12 protein-coding genes are annotated in these 11,692 nt (G+C 70.1%); 7 read left to right on the forward strand and 5 right to left on the reverse strand.

What is annotated here, in order from left to right:
* On the reverse strand, positions 1-414 hold the full coding sequence (locus Q1K33_RS11110; protein WP_300403856.1) for a CoA-binding protein: 414 nt from the start codon (positions 412-414) through the stop codon (positions 1-3).
* Positions 415-746: 332 nt separating this feature from the next.
* Here Q1K33_RS11110 and Q1K33_RS11115 point away from each other — a divergent pair, with 332 nt between their 5' ends.
* Positions 747-1,520 (forward strand): SigB/SigF/SigG family RNA polymerase sigma factor, encoded by a 774-nt coding sequence (locus tag Q1K33_RS11115; RefSeq protein ID WP_300403858.1) that lies wholly within the window; start codon positions 747-749, stop codon positions 1,518-1,520.
* Between the two features lie 19 nt (positions 1,521-1,539).
* Here the strand turns inward: Q1K33_RS11115 and Q1K33_RS11120 are convergent, their stop codons facing one another.
* Positions 1,540-2,409, reverse strand: coding sequence for a crotonase/enoyl-CoA hydratase family protein (locus Q1K33_RS11120; RefSeq protein WP_300403860.1), 870 nt, complete (start codon positions 2,407-2,409; stop codon positions 1,540-1,542).
* A gap of 49 nt (positions 2,410-2,458) precedes the next feature.
* Entirely contained in the window at positions 2,459-3,688 is a 1,230-nt protein-coding gene (locus Q1K33_RS11125; protein ID WP_300403862.1) for an LCP family protein, read from the reverse strand.
* Between the two features lie 183 nt (positions 3,689-3,871).
* Here Q1K33_RS11125 and Q1K33_RS11130 point away from each other — a divergent pair, with 183 nt between their 5' ends.
* From Q1K33_RS11130 to Q1K33_RS11140, 3 genes are all read left to right on the forward strand, one after another.
* The gene (locus tag Q1K33_RS11130) at positions 3,872-5,305 is read left to right on the forward strand and encodes an LCP family protein (protein ID WP_300403864.1); all 1,434 of its coding nucleotides are present in this window, start codon (positions 3,872-3,874) and stop codon (positions 5,303-5,305) included.
* A gap of 71 nt (positions 5,306-5,376) precedes the next feature.
* Positions 5,377-5,925 (forward strand): Uma2 family endonuclease, encoded by a 549-nt coding sequence (locus Q1K33_RS11135; protein WP_300403866.1) that lies wholly within the window; start codon positions 5,377-5,379, stop codon positions 5,923-5,925.
* A 22-nt stretch (positions 5,926-5,947) separates the two neighbouring features.
* Positions 5,948-6,835: a hypothetical protein gene (locus tag Q1K33_RS11140; RefSeq protein ID WP_300403868.1), complete on the forward strand. Its 888-nt coding sequence runs from the start codon at positions 5,948-5,950 to the stop codon at positions 6,833-6,835.
* Positions 6,836-6,850: 15 nt separating this feature from the next.
* Here the strand turns inward: Q1K33_RS11140 and Q1K33_RS11145 are convergent, their stop codons facing one another.
* Entirely contained in the window at positions 6,851-7,624 is a 774-nt protein-coding gene (locus tag Q1K33_RS11145; protein ID WP_300403869.1) for an inositol monophosphatase, read from the reverse strand.
* A 23-nt stretch (positions 7,625-7,647) separates the two neighbouring features.
* Between Q1K33_RS11145 and Q1K33_RS11150 the strand changes: the two genes are divergently transcribed.
* Positions 7,648-8,562, forward strand: a complete 915-nt coding sequence (locus tag Q1K33_RS11150; protein ID WP_300403871.1) for a glycosyltransferase family 2 protein — start codon at positions 7,648-7,650, stop codon at positions 8,560-8,562.
* The gene (locus tag Q1K33_RS11155; RefSeq protein WP_300403873.1) at positions 8,559-9,563 is read left to right on the forward strand and encodes a glycosyltransferase family 2 protein; all 1,005 of its coding nucleotides are present in this window, start codon (positions 8,559-8,561) and stop codon (positions 9,561-9,563) included. Before Q1K33_RS11150 ends, Q1K33_RS11155 begins: the two co-directional genes overlap by 4 nt.
* Here the strand turns inward: Q1K33_RS11155 and Q1K33_RS11160 are convergent.
* On the reverse strand, positions 9,532-10,626 hold the full coding sequence (locus Q1K33_RS11160; protein WP_300403875.1) for a phosphatase PAP2 family protein: 1,095 nt from the start codon (positions 10,624-10,626) through the stop codon (positions 9,532-9,534). The genes Q1K33_RS11155 and Q1K33_RS11160 overlap by 32 nt on opposite strands.
* A gap of 249 nt (positions 10,627-10,875) precedes the next feature.
* On the opposite strand from Q1K33_RS11160, the gene Q1K33_RS11165 reads away from it, so the two are divergent.
* A partial coding sequence (locus Q1K33_RS11165) for a UDP-galactopyranose mutase (protein WP_300403879.1) occupies positions 10,876-11,692 on the forward strand: 817 nt, incomplete at its 3' end.

Below are 11,692 nucleotides of genomic sequence, written 5' to 3' on the forward strand. Positions count from 1 at the left end.
TCATCCGCGCTTGCGCCACTCGATCGCGGGGCAGGTGTCCATCACCATGGGCACGCCCGCGGCCGTGGTGCGCTCGAAGGCGTCCTCGTCGATGACACCCAGCTGGAACCACACGCCGCGGGCGCCGATCGCCACGGCCTGATCGGCGAACTCGCCGGCCGCCTCCGAGCGTCGGAACACGTCGACGACGTCGATGTCGAAGGGAACGTCGGCCAGCGTCGCGTAGCCCGGCTCCCCCAGGACCGTCGGCGCCGACGGGTGGATGGGCACGATGCGCTTGCCGCGCTCCTGCAGGAGCGCGGCGATGGAGTACGCCGTGCGACTGGTGTCGGTGGACAGTCCGACGATCGCCCAGGTCCGGGCATCGTCGAGCATCTGCCGCACTGCCTCGGGGTCCTGCCACGTGGTGCTCATGCCTCCACGGTAGCCAGGGCGGCCGCCTGCAGGCAGGCGGGAAAAACATTCCGAGGAAAACCGCATACGGCCCGAGGGCCCGGGTACGGACCGGTTGTCACGAGCCGCCGAGATCCCCCCACCCGGCGGCTCGAGACGATTTCTGAGGGGTTTCTGGTGGGTTGTGAGGGATTCTGAGGTGCGTCCGGGGGCGATCCCCCTCGAGGGTGATGTGCTCTCTGGCATCAGTTGTCACACGATTTTGTGGCGCCCCTAGGGAGAACGTGTCAGTATGACTATGTCCTGACATCCGACTCGGCGGTTGTCTGCCTGCCCCCTTCGGAGGTTCCCGCATGGCACCGAGCCAGACCCTGAGCGATGCGCGTCGCCGGGTCGAGACCGCGCGGCTGCTGTCGCGCGCTCGAGCGAGCAGGGGGGATGCGCGTGCCCGCTACGAGGACGACGTCATCCGACTGAACATGTCGGTCGCGGCTGACGTGGCCCGGCGCTACCACGGCCGCGGGATCCCGGCCGACGACATCAACCAGGTCGCCTTCCTCGGTCTCGTCAAGGCCGTGCGCGGTTTCGACCCGACCGTCGGCGACGACTTCCTCAGCTACGCCGTGCCGACGCTGCGCGGCGAGATTCGCCGCTACTTCCGCGACTCCGGCTGGACGATCCGTCCGCCGCGCTCGGTGCAGGAGATCCAGGCCCGCGTCGTCAGCGCCGAGGCCGAGCTGACCCAGCGCCTGGGTCGCGGCCCGCGCCCGGCCGAGATCGCCGCACACCTCGACGTCTCCCTGCCGCTCGTGGTGGACGCCATGGCGGCCAGCGGCTGCTTCACGCCGATGTCGCTCGATGCCTCCCGCAACGACGACGAGGCCAGCGAGTCGCCGGCCGACAAGATGGGCGACCTCGACCCGGCCTTCGCCAGCGCCGAGGCTCGCGTGGCGCTCGCTCCGTTGATGGCCACGCTCGACGAGCGCGACCGTCGCGTCATCGAGCTGCGCTACTTCGAGAACCGCACCCAGGCCCAGATCGGCGTCGAGGTCGGCGTCTCGCAGGAGCAGGTCTCGCGGCTGCTGAGCAGCATCCTGCTCAAGCTGCGCCGTCAGCTCGCTGCATAAGCCCGCCGACCGCCGACCGTTACGGGAAGATCCGCGGCAGCTCGCTGGCCTTCCCGGTGAAGTGCGGCGTGCGCTTCTCCTTGAACGCCGCCACGCCCTCCTTGCCGTCGCCCACGGACGTGTGCCACATCGCGAGGGAGTCCGACAGGTGCGCCTCGAGCGGGTGGTCGGCGGCGCCGTTGGCGTAGATCATCTGCTTGGCCAGGCCCAGCGCGACGGGGGAGCGGTCCACCACGAAGGAGCGGGCCAGCTCGAGTGCCGCGGGTAGCAGCTCCTCCGGCTCGTGCACCGAGCGCACGAGGCGTCCCGCCAAGGCGTCCTCGGCGGTGAGGATGTCGGCGGAGTAGACCCACTCCAGCGCCTGCTGCACGCCGACGATGCGTGGCAGGAACCACGACGAGGCGGCTTCGGGCACGATGCCGAGACGGCCGAAGACGAAGCCGATCCGCGCCTTGGTGGAGGCCAGACGGAGGTCCATGGCCAGGGTCATCGTCGCCCCGATACCGACCGCGGCGCCGTTGATCGCGGCGATCACGGGCTTGGGCAGGGCGTGGATGGCGAGCGTGACCTTGCCGCCGGTGTCGCGCACCCCGTCGGCGTACGCCGGGTCCTCGAAGTGCTCGCGCAGCGACTCCGGGGTGGGGTCGAGGCTCTCGTCGAGGCCGAAGACGTTGCCCTGGGCGGAGAGGTCCATCCCGGCACAGAACGCCCGGCCGGAGCCGGTGACCACGACAGCACGGACCGCGTCGTCGCGGGCATCGGTGGTGAAGACCTGCAACAGCTCGCGCGCCATCACCAGGTCGAAGGCGTTCAGGGCGTCCGGGCGCGAGAGGGTCAGCGTCGCGACGCCGTCGGCGTCCACGCTCCAGTCGAGGGTCTCGTAGGTCACGATGTCTGCTTTCTGCTCAGGCCCGTTCAGGACCGTCGGGTGTTGTCGGTCAGCGGGCGATGCCGTTGCCGGTGCACTGGTTCTTGGTGATGTCGTCGGTGCGGTCCTCGATGATGGCCTCGAAGAGCGGTCCGGCCCGGTCGAGGTCCCAGAAGTTGGCCGAGGTGTCGGTGACGGGCATCGTGCAGGTCAGTTGCACCCGACTCATGCTGAGCGCCCAACGGCTGGCGTCGACCTTGCTGGTGCCCTCCCCGAAGACGAAGAACCGGGGCACGGCCTTGTTCAGCTTCCACCAGCGGACGGGGTTGAGCACCGTCCACGGCGAGAGCACCTTGTCGCCGATGGCGGCCACGACCTCGCGCTGGCGGCGGACCCGCTCCAGGTCGCCGAACTGGGAGAACTTCCGAGAGCGGGAGTAGCCGAGGGCCTGGGCTCCGTCGAGGGTCTGACGACCCTTCTTGATGTTGATCCCCGCGAACTTGTCGTTGAGTCGCTCCTTGGCGTTGACCTCGATGCCGCCGACCGCGTCGACGACGTCAGCAACGCCGCCGAGCCCGATCTCGACATACTTGTCCACGCGGATGCCGGTCTCGTCCTCGATGATCTGAGTCAGCAGGGGGACGCCACCCCGGGCGTAGGCGGCGTTGATCTTGGTGACGCCGTACGCCCCGGAGTCGGTCACCGTGTCGCGAGGGATCGACAGCAGGACGTTGGGCCCGTCGCCGGTGTGCAGCAGCATGATCGTGTCGGTGAGCTCGCTGGCGGGGTTGCCGGTGGTCAGCCGCCTGCGCTCCTCGGCGCTCAGGTCGGCCCGGGAGTCGCTGCCGACCAGGAGGTACGTCGTGCCGTCCTGCTCGGCCGGGCGGGAGCCGTCGGGCTCGAAGGCGACCTGGTCGGAGCTGCTCCACGTCACGAAGGGGACGGCCACGGTGTAGACCACGAACAGCAGGATCACGAGCAGGACGGTGCGGATGTAGAACCGCGGGCGGCGAAGCCGACGGGACCAGAAGCCGTCGCCAGAGCGGCCCGGGGGCGGCCCGGGCGCCGGCGTGGGCGCGGGTGTCGGCGCGGGAGCCGGGGGTCGCGGGGGAGTGACTGCCGGTCGTACGGCGGTCGGTTCCGGTGGCCGGTAGCCGTCGGGACGCGGCTGCACCGGGATCCGCTCGGTGACCTCGGCGCCGTCCTGCGGCTGCTCGTCGTCGGAGCGACCCTTGCCGTAGAGCCAGCCGAAGGGCGTCCCCTCCCCGGGGCCGCCGTTCGCGGGTCGGTCGCCTGCCATGACCCAGACGCTACCGTGCCCCGCCGCACGGGGACCGGCCAGGACGCGTCCACGTGGACCCGGAGGGCCTGCCCGGCGCGTCGGGACGGCTGTGACGGGTGTGACTGGTGATACTGAACCGCGAGGCCACCGACCGGTTCCTCGACGTTCTGCTTCCTTCCCCCAGCAGAAAGTGATCCACCGATGTCTCCCGTTTCGGAGCGAGCCGCCCAGGTGCGGTTCCGCCGAGCCCTCTCGCTGATGGCGATGACCCTGATCGCCCCGGGCTCGGCCCAGCTGGTCGCCGGCAACCGTCGCATCGGCACGGTGGCCTTCCGGATCTGGCTCGGCCTGCTCGCCGTCGGGCTGGCCACGGTGGTCGCTCTCGTGGCCGACCGCGGCCTTGCGCTCACCCTGGCCTTCAACACCTCGCTCCTCCTGCTCGTCAAGCTGGTGCTCTTCGCCCTGGCCATCGGCTGGGCAGCGCTCTTCGTCGACGCCTGGCGCATCGGAGCGCCGCTCAGCTACGGGCTGCGCCACCGACGCGCGTCGGTGGCGGTCAACGGGCTGTTGTGCTTCGGGGTCGCCGGGACACTGCTCTTCGGCGCGCACCTGGTCGGTGTCCAGCGCGACCTGACGCTCGCCCTGTCCGGCAGCGGTGGCTCGAGCTCTGCCCACGACGGCCGGATCAACGTGCTGCTCATGGGCGGTGACTCCGGCGACGGTCGGTGGGGCCTGCGCCCGGACTCGATGAACATCGCCTCCATCGACGTCGAGACCGGACGCACCGTCCTGGTCGCCCTGCCGCGCAACATGGCCCAGTTCCCCTTCAAGGAGGGGTCCGTGATGGCCGAGCAGTTCCCGCAGGGCTTCGACTGCGACGGGTGCTACCTCAACGGGGTCAGCACCTGGGCCCAGGACCACACCGACCTCTTCCCGGACTCGGACAACCCGGGCGTCGACGCCACGATCATGGGTATCGAGGGGATCACCGGGCTGAGCATCAACTACTGGGCGATGGTCAACCTCCAGGGCTTCAAGGACCTCGTCAACGCCGTCGGCGGCGTCACCCTCACGGTGCGTCAGCCCATCCCGGTCGGCGGGCTGGGCAGCGACGTCACCGGCTACATCGACCCTGGCACGCGCAAGCTCGACGGGTTCGAGACCCTCTGGTACGCCCGGGCCCGTGAGGGATCCGACGACTACTCCAGGATGGCGCGGCAGAAGTGCGTGATGAGCGCGATGCTCTCGCAGGTCAGCCCCCAGAAGGTCGTCACCAACTTCGCCTCGCTGGCCAAGGCCTCGGCCGCGATGATCTCGACCAACATCCCCGCCGGCGACTTCGACACCCTGGCCGAGCTGGCGCTCAAGGCTCGGGGTCAGAAGATCTCCACGCTCTCGCTGGTCCCGCCGATGATCAACACCGGGGACCCCGACATCGACCTGGTCCAGAGCAAGGTCGCCGAGGCGATCGACCGCGCGGAGGGCAACGCCCCCGCGGCGCCTGCGCCCTCGACGAAGAAGGCCAAGAAGAAGCAGGCGCCGAGCACCGGCGATGCTGTCACGGGCGGCTCCATCGGCAGCCTCAGCGAGGGCTACGCGGCCAACCAGGCCGACGACCTCAGCGCCTCCTGCTGAGCCTGTGGAGAGGAGCCGCAGCCGAGGTGCGGTCTGAAGCATCCTGGTCGACGTGACCGACAGGAGGCATCATGGGGCAGGTGACGACACTTCCGCGGGGACGGGACTTCACCCCGGCGGACCTCGCGGCGATGCCGGATGACGGCAACCGCTACGAGCTCATCGACGGAGCGCTCATCGTGACACCGTCGCCGCGCCTCCCGCACCAGAGCGTCGTGGGGGAGTTGTACGTCGTGCTCCGTGCGGGTTGCCCGGACGACCTCCGGGTCTACCTCGCTCCGCTGGACGTCACGCTCTCCAGCGACACCGTCACCCAGCCCGACCTGCTCGTGACCACCGCAGGGCAGGCGACTGGCGAGGTGCACGTGGGCGTGCCGGTGCTGGCCGTCGAGGTGCTGTCGCCGAGCACGCGCCACATCGACCTCGGACTCAAGCGCAGCCGGTACGAGGTGGCGGGCTGCCGCTCGTACTGGGTGATCGACCCCGATGGGCCGACCCTGCGTGCGTGGGAGCTCGAGGACGGCGCCTACCGCGAGGTGGCGTCGGCGACCGGGGGCGATGCGGTGGCGCTCCGACTTCCGTTCCCGGTGCGGATCGTGCCGAGCGACCTGGTCCGGTGACGTCGTGACAAGGCCCGAGTGGTTGCCGGACAAAGCAGTACGCCGTCCCCGACCCGGCAGTGGGATCCTGATCCTGATCGGTGTCCTGGTCGCCACCGTCGTCGGGGGCGCGGCGCTCTGGGCGGCGACGGGTCGTCCGCCCGCGACCGGTGGCCTCGCGCCACCGGCGACGGCGACGGCGTACGACGGTCCACTCGCAGCGCCCGGCCGTCTCGGCGCGGCCGGACGTGCCGTCGAGTGTCTGCATCCACCGAGCGGCAGCAACCGATCCGCGGACGTCTACGCCGGTGGTGCGACGAGCAGCACGGCGCAGGGTGCGGTCGACACCGCGTTCTCCGAGGGCCTGTTCCTGGACATGCCGCGCGTGGACCTGGCTGTGGCCGCGACCGAGCCCGACCGTGAGCTGTTCACCTACGAGGTCGACGGAAGTGTGCTCCTCGCCGTCGTCGTCCGCAACGGTCCGGCCTCTCCGGGAGCCGGAGGCGACGGCTGGTACGTCGAGACCGTCGCCCGGTGCGACTTCTCGGAGTTCCCCGAGGCGGACGCTCAGCTGGACGGCCTCGTCGACTACGGCGTGTGGGCGGACGACGAGGGCACCACGGTTCCGGTCAGCCGGATCTACTCCACCCCGGGTCCGGAGCACTGCGACTGGCAGGACATGACGTTCCTCGTCGTCGGCGAGGGGGAGCGGCGCGGAGCGCAGGTCTACGTCGAGGCGCCGATCGTCGAGCTGCGCGACTACATGTCGGGGACCTTCCTCACCGACATCAGGCTCCCGAACGATGCGATCGACACCGGTTGGCAGCGGGACGGTCGTCACCTCTGGCTCTCACCCGACGACCGGTACGCCTATGTGGGATCGAGCTCGTCCGTCGACGGGTGGCCGCGGTTCGACGCCGGCTGTGCCTGACCTGGGTCCGGCCTACTAGAAGCTCGCCCAGCCCGCCTGCGCGGCGTCGTACGTCGTGGCGTCGACCGCCGCGACCATCCCGTCGCGGCTCTCGTGCCGGGGGTCGTAGGCCTCGCCGTGCAGGGTGCCGACCGTGCCTCCGGCCTCGCCGACGAGCAGCGCTCCGGGGGCGTGGTCCCAGGGCTTCGTGCCGGCGTAGAGCAGGTACTCGACGTCGCCCTCGACCAGGTGCGGGAAGTCGATGCCGCAGCTGGCCCAGGTCAGGGTGAGCTCCGGGTGGTCGCCGACGCGTCGTCCCACCCACGTGCGCCGTGACGTGCGACCGCGGGGGGAGCCCGACACCGGGCCGACCGAGAGCCGGGTGCCGTTGCACCACGCGCCGGCACCGAGCTCGGCGACGTAGGCCCGCTGGTGCTGCGGCTGCCAGATCCACGACCGGACCACGAGGCCGTCGCGCAGCTCGGCGGCCATCACCGCGTGGTCGGGCGAGCCGTGGACGAAGTTCTTGGTGCCGTCGACGGGGTCGACGGTGAAGCCGTGCGGTGCCACGGCGAAGCGGTCGAGCAGGGTGGGATCGGCGGCGGTCGCCTCCTCCCCGAGGACGACGGTCTCGGGGTAGGCGGCCTGCAGAGCCTCGGTGATCAGCACCTCGGCCTCGTGGTCGGCCACGGTCACGAGGTCGCCGGGATTCTTCTCGTGCACCTCGCCCTCGTCGAGGGACCGGAATCGCGGGGTGATCACCTCGGCCGCCACGTCCTGCAACAGGGTGGTGATCGCGTCGGTGTCCACGGGACCACCGTAGGGTGTGGTCCGTGCACGTGGCGGCGGTGGTGGTGACCTACAACCGCCTGAGCCTCCTGCAACGCTTGGTGGAGCGCCTCCGCGAGGTCGACCCGGCCACCGGGTTGACCGAGATCCTCGTCGTCGACAACGCCTCGACCGACGGGACCGGTGCCTGGCTCGCGGCCCAGAGCGACCTCGTCTCGCAGACGCTGGCGACCAACAGCGGCGGTGCGGGGGGCTTCGACGTCGGGCTCGCCTGGGCGATGGAGCGCGGAGCCGACCTCGCCTGGATGATGGACGACGACGGCGTGCCGGCTCCGGACTGCCTCACGAGGCTCCTCGAGCACGAGGACCTCGACTTCTGGGGCCCGGCCGTGCTGGCCGAGGGCGACCCCGGACGGCTCTGCTTCCCCATCCGGCTCCCGGGCGGGACCCGCGTGGTGCACGCGATGAGCGAGGTCGAGGCCGCGGCCCGCGACGTCGATGGCCCGGGCCTGATCCCCGGGGTCGTGATCCCGTTCAACGGAGTGCTGGTCACCCGCGCCCTGGTCGAGCGGATCGGGACCCCCCGGGCGGAGTTCTTCATCTGGGGTGACGACGTCGAGTACCTCTGGCGCGCCGAGCGGGCCGGGGCCAGGATCGCGACCGTGGTCGACGCCCACTTCGCGCACCCGGCGACCGACGACCTCGGCACCCCGATGATGTTCGGGCGCACGACGTACAACCACACGCCGAGCGACCTCAAGCACTACTGCATGGCCCGCAACAACACCCTCAACCTGCGCGACTACCGGGGCTGGCTCTTCGTGCTGATGTTCTGGGTCAAGACCCTCTGGTTCTACCTCGTCACCCACCGGGAGCCCCGGCGCGTGGCCCTGAGTGCTCGGGCGGCGTACGCCGGGTTGCGCGGCGACTTCAGCGGTCACCGCAGGTACCTCCGATGAGCGGCGGTCCCCACGTCCGTCAGGGCCCGGAGCCGGAGACCGAGCCCGAGGTCGAGACGGTCGCGATCGTGGTGGTCACCTACAACCGCGCGGACCTGCTCGAGCCCATGCTGGCCGGACTCGGCGCGCTGGATCACCCGGCCGACCTCGTGCTCGTCATCGACAACGCCAGCACCGACCACACCCCGGACGTGCTGGCACGCTGCGACCTGCCCGGCCTGGAGGTGGTGCGCACGCTCGAGAACGTCGGCGGCGCGGGGGGCTTCCACCTGGGGATGCGCACGGCCTACGAACGGGGCGTCGACCGGATCTGGGTGATGGACGACGACGTCATCCCCGCGCCCGAGTGCCTCACGGTGCTGCTGGCGCAGGACGAGGCCTGTCTGACGAGCGTCCGCGAGGAGCGCGACGGCGGACTCGTCGAGAAGGCCGCGACCCGCTTCGACCTGCGCAATCCGCTGGCCATCAAGCCGAAGACCTCGATGGTCGAGACCGACTTCGGGACCCGCGAGGCGATGCCCGAGCGCGTGGAGGTCGAGAACGTCGCCTTCGAGGGACTGATGGTGCGCCGCGAGGTGGTCGCCGCGATCGGGCTGCCCGACCCCGCCTTCTTCATCTTCTACGACGACGTCGACTTCGCCCTGCGAGCCAGGCGCGTCGGCTACCGGATCTGGGCGGTGCGCGACGCCGTCCTCGTGCGCCAGCTCTCCTTCGACCAGCAGCACGACTTGGCCGGGTGGAAGGGCTACTACATGTACCGCAACCTGTTCGTGGTGCACTTCCGCTACGGCGAGAACACCCTCGTGCGTCTCAAGCCGTGGCTGATCGCGCTCATGGTCGTGCTGCTCAGCCCGCTGCGCGGCGGTCGCGCGGAGGCCCGCAACGTCGTCCGTGCCGTGCGCGACGCGCGGGACCTGCGCGCCTTGTCGGCCGAGGCGGGGCCGGGGGCACCGGCCCGGGCCGGCGACGTCAGCGACCCTGCGCGTCGGCCTCCTGGCTGACGGCCGCCGCGGGCTCGTCCTCGGCGGGGCGTCGGAGCTGGGGTCGCAGACCGACCCGGTTGCCGGTCACCATGGCGGCTGCCCACACGGTGAACGAGCCGAGGGCCGCTCCGGCGAGGACGTCGATGAAGAAGTGCCAGCCCAGGTAGATCGTGGCCAGCACGGTCAGGCCGAGGAAGACCCACGCCGTGATCCGAATCCAGCGGGAGAGGCCGATGTAGGAGACGACCAGGCAGATCGTCACCATGATCCCGACGTGCAGGGACGGGAAGGCCGCGATCGTCTGCAGGGTGCCTGAGGCGAAGCGGTCGCCGAGCACAGCGACACGGTCGTCCCACATGCTGTCGGCCAGCCGGGTGTTGTAGGTCTCCGGAAGCCCGTCGAACATGCCTCGCTGCTGGGCGTTGTAGACCGGGCCCACCGAGGGGAAGAGGATGTAGAACAGCGCCCCGAGCGCCCAGTCGAAGGCGACCGCCGTGACGTACCAGGAGCCCGCGCGGGTGCTGCGCGTGAAGACCAGCGCGATCGCGATGCTGACGGGCACCAGCGCGATCCAGATGAAGTAGACGGTGGAGAAGAAGTGCGCGGCGATGCCGGTGCCGAAGAGGTCGTGCAGGACCGTGGCGGGCTCCTTGCCGAACCACAGCTCGCGGTCGATCCGGGCGAACTCGACGTCCCACGACTTCTCGTTGATGAACGGCGCCATGGACTTCAGGTTGCGGAACGCGGCGTAGCAGAGGTACCAGGCGGTGACGCCACCCACGGCGTAGCGCCAGTGCGAGGCGGGCCAGCGCTCACGCAGCACGTCGCGCCAGTGCCGGCCCACGGTCCTCGGGGCCCGGCGAGCACGCCACGCGACGCGGGGCACGATATCCAGGGCGATCGCGCCGAGCACGATCGCTGGGAAGCGGATGTAGCCTGGGATCAGGCTGTCGGGGTCCCGGATCGGGAGCTCGCCGATGGCGGCGAAGACAATGGTGGCCACGACCATGGCGATGCCGGTCAGCCACGCCGCTCCGAAGTTGCGCTCGACAACCGTGCGCAACGAACCAGTCTCGTGCATGGGGCCACTCTAGGACGTCCGGTGTCCACCTGTCTCATCCCGAGCGGTCGCCGTGCCGTCGACTAGGAGTCGGTTGGGAGTCGGCTCAGGGTCGACTGGGAGTCGACGTGACGAGATAGGCGGGCCCGCCCGCGTGCGTCGAGTGTGCCCGGACTGCGCGGATCCGTAGACTCAGCCAACGTGTCCGACGCTACCTCTGAACCCATCCCCGCAGCCGCCCCCGCAACGGGCGGCCCGCAGCAGCGACGCATCGAGCGCCCCGACATCGTCGTGGTCGGCTCGGGCTTCTTCGGGCTCACGATCGCCGAGCGGTGCGCGAGCGAGCTCGGGCTCCAGGTGCTCGTCGTCGAGCGCCGGTACCACCTCGGAGGCAATGCCTACTCCGAGAAGGACCCCGAGACGGGGATCGAGGTGCACAAGTACGGCACCCACCTCTTCCACACCTCCAACAAGAAGGTCTGGGACTACGTCACCCGCTTCACCGACTTCACCGGCTACCAGCACCGCGTCTTCGCCAAGGTGAAGGACCAGGTCTACTCCTTCCCGATGAATCTCGGTCTGATCAACCAGTTCTTCGGCCGCTCGCACACCCCGGACGAGGCCCGGGCGCTGATCGCCGAGCAGTCCAGCGAGATCGCCACCGCGGACGCCACCAACCTCGAGGAGAAGGCGGTGAGCCTCATCGGGCGGCCGCTCTACGAGGCCTTCGTCAAGGGCTACACCGCCAAGCAGTGGCAGACCGACCCCACCGAGCTGAGCGCCGACATCATCACCCGACTCCCGGTGCGCTACACCTTCGACAACCGCTACTTCAACGACACCTACGAAGGGCTCCCGGTCGACGGCTACACCGCCTGGCTCGAGCGGATGGCAGACCACCCCAACATCGAGGTCCTGGTGGACACCGACTACCTGGACCCTGCCGCCGGGCTGGTCGAGGAGTTCAAGGGCAAGGTCCCGGTCATCTACACCGGTCCCATCGACGAGTACTTCGACAACAGCGAGGGTCGCCTGTCGTGGCGCACCGTCGACCTCGAGGCCGAGACCCTCGACGTCGACGACTTCC

Source organism: Nocardioides sp., from assembly GCF_029937575.1.
GTDB lineage: Bacteria > Actinomycetota > Actinomycetes > Propionibacteriales > Nocardioidaceae > Nocardioides.